Source organism: Bacillus sp. REN16, from assembly GCF_020731355.1.
Lineage (GTDB): Bacteria > Bacillota > Bacilli > Bacillales > Bacillaceae_L > Ferdinandcohnia.
The window spans coordinates 45034-64539 of the sequence record NZ_JAJFZK010000005.1; the positions used below are offsets into that span (position 1 = coordinate 45034).

Here is a 19506-nt window from a genome sequence, read left to right on the forward strand (position 1 = left end):
GTCTAACGAAAGGGAGATGAAAGTATGGAGATAAATTGGAGAAAAGAAGCGGAGCGTAATCAGGAAGACTACCTTGCAAATACAATCGAATTTTTAAAAATTCCAAGTGTACTTGATGAGGCAACAATCGGGGAAAATGCGCCATTTGGTCGACCAATTGCCGATGCGTTAGAGTATATCCTCGATTTCTGTTCCGAACTAGGATTTACGGTTCATAATGAAGAAGGGTACGCAGGACATGCAGATTATGGGGACGGTGAGGAATTCATCGGTATTCTTTGTCACGTTGATGTAGTTCCTGCTGGGAATGACTGGACTTCTGATCCATTTCAACCAGAAGTAAGAAATGGCAGATTATATGCTCGCGGATCAAACGATGACAAAGGTCCCACAATGGCAGCTGTGTATGCCGTAAAGATCGTCAAGGAGTTAGGTCTGCCCTTGAAGAAAAAGATTAGACTGATTTTTGGTACAGATGAAGAAAATGGGGAGTGGCTGGGGATTGAGAAATACTTCGACAAGCATCCGGTCCCACAAATGGGATTTGCGCCTGACGCGTATTTTCCGATTGTATCCACTGAAAAAGGCATTCTTTCTTGCCATTTTAACCAAGCCTATCAACCGTCAGAACAGTCACCAAATGGCTGGCAGCTCCAAACGTTTATTTCTGGTGATCGGGTAAATATGGTACCTGATCACGTTAAGGTGACCCTCGTTGGAGAACAAGATTCTGAGAATCTGAAGGTGAACTACAACTCTTACTTAGAGGAGAATGGAATTAAGGGAGCGTTTGAATGTGATAATGATCTAATCACACTGACTCTAGAAGGAATCTCTCACCATGCGATGGAACCGTATAATGGTCTCAATGCAGGTTTAGTCATGGCAAGCTTCCTTAAAAAACTCGAGCTAGATCGTAGGGGTGAACAATTTATATCCCTCATAGGCAATCACTTTGTAGATGGTTTCTTTGGTGATAAGTTGGGAATTGCGATTGAAGATGAGATTAGTGGAAAACTAACCGTTAATCCTGGAACATTCATGTATTCCAGTGAAGATGCGGCCCGAATTGGACTTAGTATTCGTTACCCAGTAACGACTGACTTTCATCATATGATGACTTGTCTTCAAGACGTTGCAGAGAGTTTTGCCTACAAAATCTCATCGGATTTTGTCAATAAACCCCCACATCATATTGATAAAGACCATGACCTCATCAAAACACTTCAAAAGGTGTATGAGGAACAAACAGGGGAACATGCAGAGCTTTTGGCCATTAGTGGTGGCACGTATGGCAGAGCAATGAAAAGCGGGCTGGCGTTTGGCCCATACTTCCCAGGAGAAGAAGACACAGCCCACCAAAAAGACGAATACATCGATTTAAAAAACATGAACAAAGCCATGGCCATCTATGCCCAGGCTGTTTATGAATTGGCGAGATAAGGAAAACAAGGGGGAAAACAAGGAAGGGAAACATGGGGACGGTTCTGATGTTCTCCCGAAACAAGGGGACGGTTCTGATGTTCTCCTATTTTTTTCCAGACCATGAAGACGATCTCACTATTAGCCTGACTAAAGCAGTAGGATAGTCGAGAACTCTAATTTGCTAAAAATTTTATCTAGATACGAAATTGTTTTCCGGAAATAGCAATAGCCCGATTAGTCACAATCTGTACTAATCGGGCTATTTTTGAAAATGTCGATTTCAAACAAACGTTTGTTTGATTTGTTTTTGTTAAGATAAGGGGATTGTTAGTACAATTAATTTAGTAGCTACAATAAGGTAATCGAAGGAAAAAGGTCCCTGATAATGGGAAGATTGTAGGTTAAGCTATTGCCCGTTTCGTGACCTCCAGTATTTTATGCAGATATAGATGTTTGTACAAATGTTGCCTTAGTCTAGCAGCCTTCTCTTCTTAAAAATAGGTGCTATTGTAAGAAGTGGGAGGACCGCCTTTCCATATTTCTTCGCTTCTTGATTGTACCGAATGCAGTGGGGCTTTCGTGTATTTTCAAAAAAATTACTTAGGTACACTGTAAACAGTTGCACCTTTATATTGAGACTTTAACAAGTTGACGATTTCTTGCACTTGCTTATGTGTGATATTCTCGACGAATATTATACGGCCAATCTGAAGGATTTGGACTTATATCCACAAAATTAGGATCTGCTATGCGATATTTACCATCGTGACTTTTCACCATTCTTCTGCCATCTACAATCATTTCCTCCATAATTAGAAAAGAATGTCCCTTGTTAGATGTGCTACACATAATATCCAACGAGGGGTATCGTAGTACCGAATTCCACCATTTTTTGCGGTTAGCTGTTCCTAACATATTCACTATTCCAATGATTTAACTTCAAAGTTTGAAGGTTTTTCCGCGTTGACTACTTCCTGCTTTTTAATACTACAAATAAATTCTGACGGGTACTAGTTTTTAGCGGGAGGAAAACAGGCAACTGTTTTAAAGACTAAATTTGTTTAAATTATTGCCCATAATTCCCAGTCTAAATCTATCTGAAGTTTTCGCTATCCCAAAATAATAAATTAAGTTAATATTCAAAATTTTATTTGACACAGCAATCAAAAAGACGTTATTATGATTATACGTATAAAGGGTTAATTTAAATTAGTCACATTCACTTACATTCATCTTTTTAATGGGTTGATGGATGTAAAAGGGTTAGTAGTTTTATGGATTAAGAGAAAGATATATGAGGAGGACTGGAATGGCTTATATAAATGGAGAGTGGATTGAAACAGAAGCTAAACTTGAAGTTGTGAATCCTGCAACGAAAGAGATCATAGACACAGTGCCTGTTGTAGGAAAAACAGAAACGCTTGCAGCGATTGAAAGTGCAAGGGAAGCCTTTAAAAGTTGGAAAAAAACAACGTTTACTGAAAGAGTAGTATATCTTCAAAAGGCAGCAGATTTATTAAGAGAACAACGGGAAGAGCTAGCTCAATTAATTACGAAAGAAAATGGGAAACCATTAAGAGATTCAAGAAGTGAAGTGGATAGTGGGATTGCGTTTATTGATTGGTACGCTGAAGAGGCAAAGCGAGTTTATGGCGATGTTCTTCCTGCATCTGAACAAAACAAACACTTATTAGTAATAAGACAACCTGTTGGGGTATGTGCGGCAATTACGCCCTGGAACTTTCCATTTTCAATGATTACAAGAAAAATTGCGCCTGCTTTAGCTACTGGCTGCACAGTGGTTCTTAAACCTGCATCTGCGACACCATTATCGGCAATAAAAGTGTTTGAGTGTTTCGATAAGGCGGGGTTGCCTAAAGGAGTCATCAACCTAGTTATAGGAAGCGCACAGGAAATAGGCAATGTAATGACACAAAGTGAAGATGTACGAAAAATTACCTTCACCGGATCAACTCAGATCGGGAAATTATTATTAAGGGATTCTTCTGACACTGTAAAAGCAGTTTCGATGGAACTCGGAGGTCATGCTCCATTTATTGTTTTTGATGATTCTGATATCGATTTTGCGGTAGAAGGTGTATTAAACACAAAGTTTACCAATTCAGGGCAAACTTGCGTTAGTACAAATAGAATTTATGTCCAGAAAAACATTGCCGAAAAGTTTTCTGCCACTTTAGCGAATAAAGTTTCAGAATTGAAAATTGGAAACGGATTAGATGAAAGCGTGGATGTAGGTCCTATAATTGATCAAAAGTCATTCGAAAAAATTATGGATCAAATTAAAGATGCGAAAGAAAAAAATGCAAAAATTCTGTGCGGCGGAGAGCCATATGATTATAAAACAGAAGGTAAGTTTATTCAGCCGACGGTGATTGCTGATGCGACTGAAGATATGTTAATTGCAACAGAGGAAACTTTTGGACCGGTCGTCCCTATCTTTACCTTCGAAACAGAAGAAGAAATTATCGAAAAGGCAAATCACAAGTATTATGGGTTAGCTGGATACTGTTTCACAAGTGATCTGGGTAGAGCTTTTAGACTATCGGAAGAACTCGAATATGGAATGGTTGGTGTCAATGATTCAGCTCCATTTGCGATTCATGCTCCTTTTGGAGGTATTAAGGAGAGTGGACTAGGCCAAGAAGGCGGAAAGTATGGATTGGAAGGGTATTTAATCACCAAATATATCTCATTTAATACAAAATATTAACTAGCGAATCACATCTACTTTTAGCAATTGGTGTTCATGAGTCATAAAAAATATTAATAGTTGTCAAACCTCCGTTGATCAAGAATGGAGGACAGTAGGGACATTACCCTCAAGTTAAATTAGGGGCTGCATGATTGTAGGCAGCCCCTAAAAATGATGCGAGTGAAGATTTTAACATGAAAAAGGGGTCCATGACTTCCTCTTTTTAATTAGTGTATTTTTTACCCCAATGCCTTTGAAATCTGAGTCATATTGAACAATGGGGAGGAAGCTTTTAATTGGATAAACATTTATTAACTAAAAGTAAGGTTAGCAACAGGCTTCAAGTTATGTTAATCATAGGGGTTATTTTGTTAGCAATTAATTTACGACCAGCCCTTACATCGATTGGACCTATTATAGGGATGATTAGGAATGAAATAGGTTTTTCGAACTGGAGTATTGCCATGTTAACTAGCCTACCGTTAGTAGTATTCGCCCTTATGTCGACAGTAATCCCAAAACTTGCACGTAAATTTACCAGTAAGAGAGTATTGATGGTTGGCTTGATTGCCTTAACAGCCGGAATCCTTTTTCGTTCAATCTCAACGATAGAATTTTTGATTTTTGGAACATTATGTATTGGTATTGGGATTGCCATATGTAATGTTCTCATACCAGGCTTAATAAAAAAGGAATTCCCATCAAAATTAATGTTAATGACAGGAGTTTACTCAACTGTTATGGGTATTTCAGCCACGACCGCATCTGGATTAAGTGTTCCTATCGCTGAAAATTGGGGGTTAGGTTGGAGATTTTCACTTTTAATATGGATCATACCAGCCATGATTGCCTTAATTTACTGGACATTTATCTCTAGATTGCGCTCTAACCATTCAACCGTGAGTCAGCCGTCTCCTGATAAAGACTCAGACATTTGGAAATCTCCACTTGCATGGAAAATTGCCTTTTTTATGGGATGTCAGTCTCTATTATTTTATATCATTATTTCTTGGTTGCCAGAAATCTTTATCGGTTTTGGGTTAGACCAAGCAACTTCCGGGTTTTTATTGTCTTATCAACAGTTAATAGGCATACCTGCTAGTCTTCTTATTCCGTTACTCGCTAGTAAATTAAAGTCCCAGGCCTGGTTAGTAGTCTTCTTAAATATTTTATTAATTGCGGGGATCATTCTATTATTAACCTACCAAAATTTAATCGTATTTTTTATTACAGCGACTCTGATTGGAATTTCAACAAGTGGTAACTTTACATTAGCCTTATTATTCCTATCTCTTCGGGCAAGAAACACAAGTCAAGCCACTTCTTTATCGGGGATGGCACAAACGATTGGATATTCACTAGCAGCATTTGGTCCTATGATAATAGGGTTTATATATGATATTACGCTTGAATGGAAGATCCCATTATATATCCTTATTTTTCTAGGATTATGTAGTTCTTTGTTAGGGTTGAAGGTCGGACAGAACAGATATGTACTTAATGAAAATGAAGTGGAAATTAAAGTGGAAAATAGATATCTATCAAATTAATTGCTTTCGACATAAATAACGATACGTTCTTGCTTACTATTCCTATTTAGAATTCAGATTAAGGGAGTGCGGGAATTTTGTTTAAAAAGGAAGTTATCTATATTATCTCAGACTCAGTTGGCGAAACGGCTGAGTTTGTAATCAAGGCAGTTGGGACACAGTTTAACGGTGGATGTGTGGTTGATATTCGTCGCAATTCCTATGTGGATGACTTTGAAGATATTGAAGAAGTCATTAATTTAGCGGGAAAGGACCATTCTATTATCGCATATACAATCGTTATTCCATCACTGAAAGCGTATTTAGACAAGCGGGCATCTGAAGAAGGGATAATGGCAGTTGATTTACTTAGCCCTTTGATGAATGCATTTAAAACAAAATTTAATAAAGAGCCACATCATCGTCCAGGACTGATGAGGCAGATGGATGAGGATTATTTTCGGAAAATTGAGGCTATTGAATTTGCGGTGAAATATGATGACGGTTGTGACGCAAGTGGAATTACTAAAGCAGATATTGTGCTAATTGGTGTATCTCGAACCTCAAAGACCCCGTTGTCGATGTATTTGGCGCACCAACGATTTAAAGTTGCCAATATTCCGTTAGTCCCGGAAGTACAGCCGCCAGATGAATTGTTTCAAATCCCGCGAAAGAACTGCATCGGCTTAGTAATTTCTCCGAATAAGCTAAATGATATACGAAAAGAACGTCTGAGGGCATTAGGGCTGAATTCAGAGGCTAATTATGCAAGTTTCGAACGGATATTAAAAGAATTAGAACATGCAGAAAAAATTATGAAACGGGTAGGTTGCCCCGTCATTGATGTATCAAATAAAGCAATCGAAGAAACGGCCGGATTGATTCTAGATATTTTGAAAAAAAGAAAGGAGCTTTAACCATGGATAAATTTGTTTACTTATTTAATGAAGGAAATGGTGGTATGAGAGATTTGCTTGGTGGAAAAGGTGCAAATCTAGCAGAAATGACGAACATTGGCTTACCGGTTCCTTACGGATTTACGATTACGACACAGGCCTGTGATGCATACTATGAAGTTAGTCAAACCATTCCTTCTTTGATAGAAAAACAAACACTCGAAGCACTTAGCTGTTTAGAAGAAAAAACGGGTAAAAAACTTGGAGACCTTAAAGATCCATTGCTTGTTTCTGTGCGTTCTGGTTCTGTCTTTTCAATGCCTGGGATGATGGATACGATTCTGAACCTTGGGATGAATGATGATACGGTTGTTGGTTTGGCAAAATTAACGAACAACGCTCGTTTTTCGTATGATTCCTACCGTCGCTTCATCCAAATGTTCAGTCATGTTGTCCTTGAAATAGATACCTATTACTTCGAGCAATTATTAGAAGAAACACGTGAGCGCAAAGGCTACTCCACTGACCCTGAAATGACGGCGGAGGACTGGATGGAAATAATTATTGGTTATAAAGAGATTGTGAAAAAGCATACAAAAAAAGCTTTCCCTCAGGATCCAAAAGAGCAGCTCTTCCTCGCGATTAAAGCTGTATTTGATTCTTGGAATAACCAGCGTGCCGTTATTTATCGGAACTTAAATAAAATTCCGGACCATTTAGGGACTGCCGTTAATATTCAAAGTATGGTGTTCGGTAACATGGGCATTGATTCAGGAACAGGTGTTGCGTTCACAAGAAATCCTTCGACAGGAGAGCGTGTCTTATTTGGGGAGTATTTAATAAATGCCCAAGGAGAAGACGTTGTAGCTGGGATACGAACGCCTCAACCGATTGCGACCTTAAAGGAAGAGATGCCTGGAGTATACAAGCAATTTACGGATACATGTAAACGTCTTGAAGAGCATTATCAAGAAATGCAAGATATTGAATTCACCGTAGAGCGGGGACGGCTTTTCATCCTGCAAACACGTAATGGAAAACGGACGGCTGCAGCAGCAATCCGTATCGCCGTTGAGATGGTGGAAGAAGGAATTATTGATAAAAAGACCGCTTTATTGCGTGTGGATCCAGACCAATTAACTCAATTGCTGCACCACCGCATTGATGAAAAATTTGAAAGGTCAATTTTAGCAAAGGGACTGCCGGCATCTCCTGGAGCAGCAACTGGCCAAGTCGTATTTGATGCAGATGAGGCTGAGATATTAGGAAAAAACGGTAAGAAGGTTATTTTGGTTCGTACTGAAACAACTCCAGACGATATTCATGGAATCGTGGCTTCGCAAGCTATTGTAACGAGCCGTGGCGGAATGACTAGTCATGCGGCCGTTGTTGCGCGGGGGATGGGGAAAGCGTGTATTTGCGGATGCGAATCCATAAAAATCGATGTAAAAGCAAAGCAATTTACGATTGACGATACCGTTGTTAATTATGGAGATATACTGACCATTGATGGTTTTACAGGTGAAATAATGCTAGGAGAAGTGCCGATGATTGAACCGGAGCTATCTGATGAGTTCCAAATGCTACTTGAATGGGCAGATCAAGAACGAAAAATGGGAGTACGTGCCAACGCTGATAATCCAGAAGATGCACATAAAGCCTTTGAATTCGGTGCGGATGGTATCGGATTATGCCGGACGGAGCATATGTTTATGGATGTAAATCGGATTCCAACAGTGCAAAAAATGATTCTTGCAGAAAAGTACTATGAAAGGATGGAGGCATTAAACGATTTATTACCAATGCAACGGGATGATTTCGAAGGAATTTTTGAGGCTATGCAAGGATACCCTGTTACGATCAGATTACTGGATCCACCTCTTCATGAGTTCTTACCAGATAAAGAGGAATTAGTAGTAGAAATAACAAAATTGCAATTTACGGATTCAGGGTCTGCTGAATTGAAAGAAAAAGAACAATTGCTCAAAAAATTACGCAAACTGAGTGAATTTAACCCCATGCTTGGCCATCGCGGCTGCCGCCTCGGAATCATCTATCCAGAAATCTATGAAATGCAAGCTAAAGCAATTTTCTATGCGGTAGCTAATCTCGCAGAAGAAGGTATGGAGGTTCAACCCGAGATCATGATTCCGTTAGTTGGCCATGTAAATGAGTTAAAGCAATTACGTAAATTGGTCATTGATTCGGCTTTTTATGTACAGGAAGAAACAGGTAAGCAATTCGAATACACGATTGGAACCATGATTGAGATTCCTCGAGCAGCCTTAACAGCTGATGAAATTGCCGCTGAAGCCGACTTCTTCTCATTTGGAACAAATGATTTAACTCAAACTACCTTTGGGTACAGCAGGGATGATGCAGAAGGCAAATTCCTAGGAACATACATTGAAAACAAGGTCTTACCGGAAAATCCATTTGTTGTGTTAGATCGAGATGGTGTTGGTAAATTGGTAGAAACAGGTGTTAAGTTAGGACGAGCAACGAAGCCTACCCTAAAAACGGGTATTTGCGGTGAACATGGTGGGGAAAAGAGCTCAATTGATTTTTGCTATGAAACAGGACTAGACTATGTAAGCTGTTCTCCATACCGCGTTCCACTAGCTCGATTGGCTGCAGCTCAGGCTACGATTCGAAATGAGCTAAATACAGAAATGGTTTGTATCTAAATCCAAAAAAATCAAATAGGAGTGGAGATAAAACATGATTGAAAAACAATTTAACGTGATAGATGAGACTGGAATTCATGCTCGCCCGGCGACTATTTTAGTACAGGCTGCCAGCAAATTCGATTCAGAGATTCAGCTTGAATTTAAAGGAAAAAAGGTTAACTTAAAATCAATAATGGGTGTAATGTCTCTAGGAGTGCCTCAGGGCGCAGAAATCACAATTATAGCAGATGGACATGATAAGATTCAAGCGCTGCAACACCTAGAAGAGGTATTAATAAAAGGGAGGTTAGCTGAGTCATGCATTCTTTAACTGGTATTGCAGCTTCGAGTGGGATTGCTATCGCAAGAGCGTATCGATTACTGGATCCCGATTTGTCATTTGAAAAAAAAAGCATTGAATATATCGAAGAAGAAGTACTACGTTTCCATGCAGCTGTTAACCTTGCCAAACAGGAGCTACAACAAATACGTAAACACACCGAAACTCAACTAGGAACTGAAGAGGCAGCCATTTTTGATGCCCATTTGCTAGTGTTAAATGATCCAGAGCTTATAGCTCCTATTGAAAATAGTATACAAACAGAAAAAGTAAATGCTGAGTTTGCGTTAAAGAGTACAACGGATCTGTTTATTGACATGTTCGAACAGATGGAAAATGTGTATATGAAAGAGCGTGCAGCAGATATTCGTGATGTGACAAAACGAGTACTATCTCATCTATTAGGAGTGGAAAGCGTAAATCCAAGTAACATTTCTGAGGAAGTTATTATTGTTGCTGAAGACTTAACGCCTTCCGATACTGCACAATTGAATCGCCAATTTGTAAAAGGCTTTACAACAGATATTGGCGGAAGAACATCCCATTCGGCCATTATGGCGAGTTCGATGGAAATCCCTGCTGTGGTTGGAACGAAAACAATAACAGAGGTAGTTAGAACTGGAGATTTACTTATTGTTGATGGTCTTAGTGGCGCAGTTATTGTAAATCCAACAGAAGAAACTGTGAAGAAGTTTGAGAAGAAAAAAGAGTATATTGAAGCGCAAAAAGCAAAACTAGCTAAACTTGTGAATGAAAAGACGATCTCAACAGATGGGCACCTGGTTGAGTTAGCTGCTAATATCGGCACACCTTCTGACCTCGCCGGGGTTCTCAACAATGGAGGGGAAGGCATAGGTCTTTATCGAACAGAATTCCTTTACATGGGAAGAGAACAACTTCCAACTGAAGAAGAGCAATTAGAGGCATATACAACAGTTCTAGAAGAAATGAATGGAAAACCGGTAGTTGTTCGCACCCTTGATATCGGCGGGGATAAAGAACTACCCTACTTAAACTTGCCTGAAGAGATGAACCCCTTCCTTGGCTTTAGAGCAATTCGTTTGTGCCTTAATGAACAGGAGATTTTCCGTACTCAATTAAGAGCACTTTTAAGAGCAAGCATGGCAGGAAATCTAAAAATTATGTTCCCAATGATCGCAACTCTTAATGAGTTCCGTGATGCAAAAGCGATTCTCGATGAAGAAAAACAAAAACTAGCTAATGAAGGTATACCAATATCTGATTCTATCGAAGTGGGAATCATGGTAGAGATTCCGTCAACAGCTATTCTTGCCGATCAATTTGCTAAGGAAGTAGATTTTTTTAGTATTGGAACAAACGATTTAATTCAATATACAATGGCTGTTGATCGCATGAATGAACGTGTTTCCTATTTGTATCAGCCCTATAATCCATCCATTCTTAGGCTGGTGAAGATGGTAATTGATGCTGCTCATAAAGAAGGGAAGTGGGTAGGCATGTGTGGAGAAATGGCCGGAGACGAGACCGCAATCCCAATTTTGCTTGGGTTAGGATTAGATGAATTTTCGATGAGTGCCTCCTCAATACTAAATGCACGCTTCCTAATCAGGAGCTTGAATAAGGCAGAGATGGAGAAATTAGCAGATTCTATTCTACAATTAAAAACGGAGGAAGAAGTCATGGCCGCTGTAGAAACAGCAGTCATTCATTTACGTGAAAAAACAACCATTTCTTAATCTCTACCTCAACATACAATCGGAGTAATTAGCCTCTTAAAGAAGGAAATTACTCCTTTTTCTTTAAAGAAGACAAATAAAATTTGAACGGTTTGTTTCATATAGTAGTCCAAATCGTTCATGCAACTAGTGTTTCCGGGCTAATTATGTTGATGGAAGAGGGCTAATATCTGCGTTAAAACAAAAAAATAAAGTAAATTGACATTTATCTGAACATTTAGTATTATAGTAATAACCCATTATACGTACAAATGAAAACTATTAATTTTTATGTGACTAATTTAAGAGAAGAATACAAGTTAAACAAAAAGTAGAATTGAAAACTATCTGAGGAGTGATTGACATGGGAAAAGCGTTACGATTATCTCGCATTTTTAGAAAGGATACAGGTAATACACTTGTATTGCCGGTAGACCACGGTATCGGCGGTAGTATGGAAGGTTTAGAGGATCCAGTTAAGACTCTAAGGGAGCTACAATCACCTGCTATTGACGCAGTATTGCTAAACGATGGTGTGGCTAGACAAGCAAATGATGTTTTTTATGGGAAGAATGCACCTGGTCGTATGTTAAATTCCGATGTTTTTAGTTATGAAGTAAAAAATGAAAAGATGCATCACCAAATAACGTTCACCCCTGAGACAGCGGTTCGTAGAGGATATGACTGCATGAAGCTTGTTCTATTTTGGGATCGTCCAGCTGAAGAAAGAATGCGCTCTATCAAGCTGATTGCCTCAGTTATTGAGGAGGCGGAAAAGTGGGAAATGCCTGTTATGGTTGAACCACTTACATCAAAGCCAGTTGAAGATCCTGAAGAGCGTATTAAAGTGTTAACTGACGCGAATCGGGTTGCCTTTGAACTAGGAGCAGATATTTTAAAAGTCGCTCATCCTGGAGATGTAGATACACTTAGGGATTGGGTGAAATATTTTAATGTTCCTATCATTCTACTAGGCGGAGGTAAAAACGGGTCTACGCAAGATTTAGTTAAATTAGTGGATGATGCCATAGATGTAGGAATTAATGGTGTTGCTATTGGAAGAAATGTTTGGCAGCGTCCGGTCGAAGAGGCAAAAGAATTACTGTCGCAGTTTGCTGAAATTATCCATAAGCCTCGAGGGGTTAAGGTCCACTAAGAAATGGTAAAGGATTTTCTATAAACAATTGGTATGGATTACAATATACTTTTAAAGGGGTAAATAGAATGACAAAAACCAGAAAATTCGCTGTTTTAACCAAGGCGAAAAATGCCGAAGTGCACGAGGGGAAAATGCCAGAGGTTGGTGACAACCAAGTTCTTATTAAGCAAGAAACTTGTAATATTTGTACTACTGATTTTGGTCAATGGCTTGGACTGAGAGAGCACCAACCTTTTCCGATGGCGGGTGGACACGAGGGTGCTGGAATCATTGTAGAGAAAGGAAAGAATGTAAGAAGTGAATTAAATATTGGCGATCATGTAGCGGTTGCTTATGATTACTGCGGAGAATGTGAAGTTTGTCAAACAGGCAGAACTAGTGAATGTCAAGAAGTGTCCAACCCATTCAAAGAACAAAATGATGAAGGATATTATGGTCATTTAGGGTTCGCAACGTATAGTGTGAAGGATGCAAATACAGTCATAAAAATGAATCCGGAACTATCATTTAGTGAAGCTGGATTTTTAGAACCACTGGCGACAGTTATAAGTGGTCTGAAAAGGTTAAGAGTAACTGCACTGGACCGCGTAGTTATCATCGGTGCTGGAACAATGGGTGTATTAAATGCATTAGCTGCGAGAGCCCTTGGTTCCGAGGTCATCATTACTGAGATGATGGATAAAAAGATTGAAGCTGCAAGGTCAATGGGATTGAATGTGATAGATATAAAGAAACATAACCCTGTACAAAAAGTAAAAGAACTGACCAATGGCAAAGGCGCAGATGCAGTTATTATTGCGGTAGGAAATACAAAAGCAAATGATCAGGCATTAGAAATGGTAAAAGAGTACAATGGCAGATTGCTACTATTTGCTGCTGGATACCCTTCTCCCGAATTAAATGTAGATTCGAATTTAGTCCATTATCGAAAAATGGAGTTGATTGGCACATACGGTGCTGATATCCATGACTTTAATCTATCTGCAAGTTTATTAAACGAAGGCAAAGTCGATGTTTCAAAACTGATAGAAACAAAGGTACCATTAGAAGAAATCCAAAATGCGTACGAGATTGCTAGTACAGAAGGAAGTTATCGCGTAAGCGTGGTGTTACAGTAAGTCACAGAGATCATTAGTTTTGTATTCGTCATCATAGGGGGGATCTAAAATTTCCCCTCCTTCGAATACATCTATTGAAAGCGTCGACAATAAATGATTATTGTCCTGATTGTAAATCAAGATAGCCTTTAAAAAATCTACATTTAATCAATTAGAACATTTTTTAAAAGGAGGGTTATGATATGTCTTTTATCGTTGATTTTGCAGAAAGTTTTATGGGGTTTTTTGGATTTGTAGGAGAAGTATTTGTTGGAATGTTTACCGGTATTGTCCCAATTCTTATAGGAATGCTAACGTTAATTCAATTTATTGTGAACATTGTAGGTGAAAAACGAATTGAAAAGGTTGGTCAGTTTCTAGCGAAAAGTAGTCTATTAAAATATTCCATTTTCCCAATCTTTGCGGGTTTTTTCCTTGGAAACCCTGCTAGTATTACGTTAGGTAGATTTCTTCCGGAAAAGTCCAAGCCTGGATTGATGGAAGCTATGTTTAGAAATGGACATCCATTGACAAGCTTATTTCCCCATACCAATCCAGCCGAGTTATTTGTTTGGCTCGGAGTTGCGCAAGGAATCGAGCAACTTGGATTACCAGTTGGTGCTTTAGCCATTCGTTATATTATTACAGGAATCATTGTAGGTATCATCAGCGGAATCATTACAGAAATTGTCTTTACGATTATTGCAAAGAGAAATAATTATGATTTAGAAACAACAGTAAACTTTATTGAAAATGAAAAGGGAACCATTTCTGAAAAGGCTTAATCTCTTTAAAATATTGATCAAACATCTTCTAAATAAATGGAACGGTCTGGATTGCGTACTAAAAGTAATTACTATTTATTTGTTCCATTTGTTCAGATATCAATGGCCATCAAGATCACCATCTTTTTTTATCAAATAGTGTCTTTTGATGGTGTAACAGATGAAATATGAATGATAGCAGGGGGGATAAATGGTGAGTAATCAAAAAATGATTAGAGTTGAAAAAGGCGGTAGTGGTTGGGGTGGCCCTTTATATTTAAAGTGTGAAGGCAAAAAAAATAAAGTCTTATCAATGACTGGTGGGGGCATTCATAATTTAGCTGCCTCTATTGCTAATGCAATAGACGGTGAAGCTGTGGATGGTTTTAAAAGTGTACCCCATGATGATGAGATTGTTTGTGTAATCATTAATTGCGGCGGTACTTTAAGATGTGGTGTGTATCCACAAAAAGGGATCTTCACCATTAATTTGAATGCTATTGGTCCTTCTGGTCCATTAGCGGAACACATTGTAGAGGAATTATATGTTTCAGGTGTTCGAAAAGAAAATATATCAAATGTAACAGAAAATGGCCAGTCAGAAATGAAACCTGTAAAGGCGGCAACACCTGAAGATAAAAATCAGCCTGAAAAAGTGGACAAGCTTCGAGAAGCAGAAACAAAAGGTAACCCAATTTTTCGATTAATGTCGGGGATTGGAGCGGGAGTTGGGTTTGTCGTTTCTATGTTTTTGGATTCTGGTAGAAAAACAGTTGATCTATTGTTGAAAACGATCATTCCGTTTATGGCGTTTGTGAGTATTTTAGTAGCGTTAGTACAGTATACCGGGGTTGGGGAAGCAATCGCAAATATTCTGTCTCCACTGGGATCTTCGCTTTGGGGATTACTGGTTATTTCAATTATTTGTAGTTTCCCATTTTTATCACCTTTACTCGGTCCAGGGGCAGCTGTTGCTCAGGTCGTTGGTGTCCTAGTAGGTACGCAAATTGCGGCTGGGGCTATTCCACCACAATTTGCATTGCCAGCTTTATTTGCTATAAACGCACAAGTAGGTGGAGACTTCTTCCCTGTTGGAATGTCTTTAATGCAAGCTAAGCCAAAAACCATTCAATATGGAACACCAGCATTTCTAATCGCAAGACAGATTTCAAGTCCAATCGCAGTTGTGGTTGCATACTTAATCAGTATCGGACTGTATTCCTAATCAGATGACTAGTTGGTAATGAGTATTTAATGAAAAAGTAGTATTAATAAAGTAATCGGGAGCTGAGTGATAAACAATTGATGCAAGTCTAACAATCTATTGGTAGGATCCGGTATTTTTTCATCATACTAGGAAGGAAACTGTCAATTGGAATCATCTCAGCTTTATTTATGTTTGAAGTATTAAGAAATCTTAACGTGAAAGAATATTAGATTTATACCATAGTAGAGATAAGAAAGAAATTATATACTTATTAATATATTCATTACATTATATGGGGGTAATTTAAGTGAAGTATAAAGTAGATATTATTGAAGTTGGGGCTAATGTAGATGCGATGTTGCAGAATGGGTTAATTATTCTTTTTAATCAAAGTGCTCCTCAAGATTTAAGACCTTTTTGTGTAATCACTGAAGAAAATAAGCTAGACGGACAAATTAGAGTAGGAGATACAGTGACAATCGATGATCATACATACACGATTACAGCTATTGGAGATGTTGCTAATGAAAATCTGTATTCAATTGGGCATGTCTCACTATGTTTCGATGGAGCAAGGGTGGCGAAATTACCGGGGCATATTCACTTAACTCCAAATTTTGAAAATGATTTATCGAATTTGGGCAAAATCACCATAATGTAGGTGTGAGTATGAAAATTCTATTCTTATTCTTTATTATTCTAGTCATTATTCAATGGTATTTTAAAACAAAACAAACAAATGTCTTGCATCAACATTACAGTAAATTTTTAGAATCAGGAAATGTATTAGTGGAGAGAAATAAAGGCATTTTTTCAGGTGCCATTATTATGCTCCAATTGGATAAGGAAGCAAATATTAAAGACTGCCTTTTACTAAGTGGAGCGACCTTTTTTTCTTCATGGCGTAATTGTGAAGAATTAATTAATAAAAATTTATTGCTCTTAACACAAAATGATTATTTAAGTTATAAGAAAATGGAAAGAAAAGTAATTGCTAAAGCTATTCAAAGCTACGAGAAGAGCAAAGTGGAAGAGTTATAAGATAAACTCATATCCTTTACTCATGATGAAGCAAAGTTAATAAATGGAGGTACATTTGTAAATGATTTTTAAAAAATTAAGAAACGGTGTCCCCATGCCATGTGTAGGACTTGGTGTTTATAAGATGACCAATCCTGAAGAGACGGTAAATGCCGTTGCAGAAGCATTAAAAGTAGGGTATCGAGCAATCGACACAGCTAGCTATTATGAAAATGAACAAGAAGTAGGGAGTGCGATTCGACAATCAGGCATTCCTAGGGAAGACCTGTTTGTTACCACAAAGGTTTGGAATAACGAGCAAGGTTATGATGAAACGTTGCGTGCTTTTGATCAATCACTCCGCTTGCTAGGCGTTGATTATATTGATTTATATTTAATTCATTGGCCAGTACCAGAGAAATTTATTGATACCTATCGAGCGATTGAGAGATTGTATGAAGAGAAGCTTATTCGTGTACCAGGGGTTTCGAATCATCATGAAAAACATCTTTTACAGCTTGAAAATAAGGTAAATGTAATGCCAATGGTAAACCAAGTGGAGTGTCATCCATATCTTCAACAAGATGAATTAATAAGCTTTTGCGAAGAAAGGAAAATAGCTGTTACAGCATGGGCGCCTCTGGGGAAAGGAACAATTCTACAAGACCCATTGATTGGTGAGCTTGCACAAAAATATGCGAAGACACCCGCTCAAGTTATTTTGAGATGGCATTTAGAACGGGGTACCATTATTATTCCCAAATCGGTTACACCGTCACGGATCTTGGAAAACTTTGGAGTATTTGATTTTTCGATTGAGGAAGAGGATATGGAAAAAGTCTCCACACTTGACCGAAATGGTCGTATTGGAATCGATCCAGATACCAATGCTTTTTAGTTTTTCTTTGTACCAAAAGATGATATAAATGATGTTAATTTTATGGGCAGTCAAAGTGCGTCTTCTGTTTTAGAACATCTTAAAACTTGTATTAAGAAAGAACTGCCCTGTTTTTTAAGGACCAACACATAGCTTAGGAAGGGAAATATATCATGACCATAGCTGTTAGTAAGAGTATCCAAATAGACCATTATAAGGAACTGCCAGAACCAGTAAAACGGGCTGTTAAAACGATTGATCGCACGAACCCACTACCGTTATACCAACAATTATTAACTATTCTTTGCAATGTGATTGTGGATAAAAATTTAGAACCAGGTAGTTTTTTTGCAACAGAGAGTCTGCTTCAATCGGAAACACAAATGAGCCGTTCTACAATTCGAAAAGCTCTAGAGGAGTTAGTTCGACAAAAATATTTGATTCGAATTACTGGAAAAGGAACTTTTGTATCTATTGTGGTTCCTAAAGAAGCCATTATTTTACCTGAATTAAAAAGTATGACTCAAGACTTTAATGAAAGGGGAATGAAACCTGGAACCGTCATTTTGGAAGCTAAAAAAATGAACCCACCAAAAGAAGTTGCTGAAAAGCTTAATCTTGAAACATCTGATTTTGTCCTTTTTACAGAACGAATACGAACTGGAAATGGAATACCTATTCTTTATATACGAGGTTACATACCTTGGGATTTAGGTATAACGGACATAAAGAATATCCCAAATTCTTTGTATCAGTTGTTAGAGGATTGTGGCAGGACAGTTCATAGTGCTACACAGATTATTAATGCAACGATTATTCCACCGAAAATTGCCAACCTACTAGGTGTAGAAAAATCCACTGCCGGATTGACAATGGAGCGTATTACCTTTGACAATCAACTAGTCCCCATCATTTACGAAGAAGGTATTTTCCGTGGTGATTTATATAACTATAATTTGACTATGCAAAATAATATGGGTGTCTAAAAAATTTTATTAAGCAAATGAGGGATAGGCTTATGAAACTTATTGCGACAGATATGGACGGAACATTACTTAATGAAAAAAATGAAGTGAGTCAGGAAAATGTACTTGCAATTAAAATGGCAATCGAAAAAGGGATCCAATTTGTTGTTGCAACTGGAAGATCCTACGAATCTGCAGTTAAGCCCCTACAAGCTGTTGGGCTAACATGCCCTATTATAACCCTTAATGGAGCTGCAACGTTTAATTTAAAGAAACAACAAATTAGAGATATTCCATTAGATGTTTCTGTTTGTAGGAGAATTTTAGATATATGTCAAAAATCAAATATGTATGTGGAACTTTTTATAGACGATCGCATGTACTCAACTGGAAATGAACATTTTATGGATATCCTTTTAAAAATGTTTAAGAACATATTAACTGAATCTACGGAAGATGAAATACGAGATATCATTGAACGGCGCTTCCAGCAAGAGAAGATGCAATTTATTAAAAATTATGAGGATATTCTAACTAAAACCAATAAAAAGATATATAAACTGCTTGGCTTTTCTATCGATGAAGTTAATTTACAAAACGCATACAAAGAACTGGAACAAGAGCCTGGTGTAGTCATTACCTCTTCAGGAGAACTAAATCTTGAATTCAACCATCCCGAGGCCCAAAAGGGTCTAGCTTTAGAGTCTTTGGCTAACAGCATGGGCATTGAAATGAAAGATGTGATGGCGTTGGGGGACAATCTGAATGATAAAAGTATGCTACAAAAAGCAGGTCGCGGTGTTGCCATGGGAAATGCGGTAGATGAAATTAAAGAAGTATGTAAGTTCATCACAAAAACAAATAATGAAAACGGTGTTGCATTCGCAATTGAGGAAATGTTAAAGGAATATGATAAATAAAAAGAGGATGGTACTGCCAGTACTACTAGCAATAGGACCATCCTAATGGCTTTAAAATGAACAAAGTTATCAAGTGTCTGACAGATGGAACCAGAGGTGTTAGGACATTCACATACACTGTCTCCAATCATGTAGATCTAGTCGATTTTTGGCTTCTAAAAGAATATACCTGAAGATTTATTTAAATGGGATAACACTACTGATAAATGGTGCGGGCGAACCGGAGAC

16 protein-coding genes are annotated in these 19506 nt (G+C 38.1%); all 16 read left to right on the forward strand.

The features are described 5' to 3' along the window. Positions 1–30: 30 nt before the first annotated feature. Positions 31–1443 (forward strand): dipeptidase PepV, encoded by a 1413-nt coding sequence (pepV, locus tag LKW28_RS07635; RefSeq protein WP_420708844.1) that lies wholly within the window; start codon positions 31–33, stop codon positions 1441–1443. Positions 1444–2734: 1291 nt separating this feature from the next. Continuing rightward, complete coding sequence (locus LKW28_RS07640) at positions 2735–4156, forward strand: NAD-dependent succinate-semialdehyde dehydrogenase (RefSeq protein ID WP_229139767.1); 1422 nt, start codon at positions 2735–2737, stop codon at positions 4154–4156. Positions 4157–4434: 278 nt separating this feature from the next. After that, a complete protein-coding gene (locus LKW28_RS07645; protein WP_229139768.1) occupies positions 4435–5688 on the forward strand; it encodes a CynX/NimT family MFS transporter in 1254 nt (417 codons plus the stop codon). A 77-nt stretch (positions 5689–5765) separates the two neighbouring features. Further along, positions 5766–6584 carry a pyruvate, water dikinase regulatory protein gene (locus LKW28_RS07650; RefSeq protein WP_229139769.1) on the forward strand — a complete coding sequence of 273 codons (819 nt, stop codon included), beginning with the start codon at positions 5766–5768 and terminating at the stop codon, positions 6582–6584. Positions 6585–6586: 2 nt separating this feature from the next. Continuing rightward, the gene (gene ppdK / locus LKW28_RS07655) at positions 6587–9250 is read left to right on the forward strand and encodes a pyruvate, phosphate dikinase (protein ID WP_229139770.1); all 2664 of its coding nucleotides are present in this window, start codon (positions 6587–6589) and stop codon (positions 9248–9250) included. Between the two features lie 34 nt (positions 9251–9284). After that, entirely contained in the window at positions 9285–9563 is a 279-nt protein-coding gene (locus LKW28_RS07660; RefSeq protein WP_267497925.1) for a phosphocarrier protein HPr, read from the forward strand. Further along, positions 9551–11290 (forward strand): phosphoenolpyruvate--protein phosphotransferase, encoded by a 1740-nt coding sequence (ptsP, locus tag LKW28_RS07665; protein WP_229139771.1) that lies wholly within the window; start codon positions 9551–9553, stop codon positions 11288–11290. Before LKW28_RS07660 ends, ptsP begins: the two co-directional genes overlap by 13 nt. A 343-nt stretch (positions 11291–11633) precedes the next feature. After that, the gene (locus tag LKW28_RS07670; protein ID WP_229139772.1) at positions 11634–12425 is read left to right on the forward strand and encodes a class I fructose-bisphosphate aldolase; all 792 of its coding nucleotides are present in this window, start codon (positions 11634–11636) and stop codon (positions 12423–12425) included. A 68-nt stretch (positions 12426–12493) separates the two neighbouring features. After that, positions 12494–13546 carry a zinc-dependent alcohol dehydrogenase gene (locus LKW28_RS07675; RefSeq protein WP_229139773.1) on the forward strand — a complete coding sequence of 351 codons (1053 nt, stop codon included), beginning with the start codon at positions 12494–12496 and terminating at the stop codon, positions 13544–13546. A gap of 182 nt (positions 13547–13728) precedes the next feature. Further along, positions 13729–14310, forward strand: coding sequence for a PTS glucitol/sorbitol transporter subunit IIC (srlA, locus tag LKW28_RS07680; protein ID WP_229139774.1), 582 nt, complete (start codon positions 13729–13731; stop codon positions 14308–14310). Positions 14311–14500: 190 nt separating this feature from the next. Then, a complete protein-coding gene (srlE, locus tag LKW28_RS07685) occupies positions 14501–15514 on the forward strand; it encodes a PTS glucitol/sorbitol transporter subunit IIB (protein WP_420708835.1) in 1014 nt (337 codons plus the stop codon). Between the two features lie 289 nt (positions 15515–15803). Continuing rightward, the gene (locus tag LKW28_RS07690; protein WP_229139776.1) at positions 15804–16157 is read left to right on the forward strand and encodes a PTS glucitol/sorbitol transporter subunit IIA; all 354 of its coding nucleotides are present in this window, start codon (positions 15804–15806) and stop codon (positions 16155–16157) included. 8 nt (positions 16158–16165) lie between these two features. Then, entirely contained in the window at positions 16166–16537 is a 372-nt protein-coding gene (locus LKW28_RS07695; RefSeq protein ID WP_229139777.1) for a transcriptional regulator GutM, read from the forward strand. Positions 16538–16598: 61 nt separating this feature from the next. Then, the gene (locus LKW28_RS07700) at positions 16599–17414 is read left to right on the forward strand and encodes an aldo/keto reductase (RefSeq protein ID WP_229139778.1); all 816 of its coding nucleotides are present in this window, start codon (positions 16599–16601) and stop codon (positions 17412–17414) included. A gap of 152 nt (positions 17415–17566) precedes the next feature. Next, a complete protein-coding gene (locus LKW28_RS07705) occupies positions 17567–18379 on the forward strand; it encodes a GntR family transcriptional regulator (RefSeq protein ID WP_229139779.1) in 813 nt (270 codons plus the stop codon). Between the two features lie 32 nt (positions 18380–18411). Further along, positions 18412–19278: a Cof-type HAD-IIB family hydrolase gene (locus tag LKW28_RS07710; RefSeq protein WP_229139780.1), complete on the forward strand. Its 867-nt coding sequence runs from the start codon at positions 18412–18414 to the stop codon at positions 19276–19278. The last annotated feature ends 228 nt before the right edge of the window (positions 19279–19506 follow it).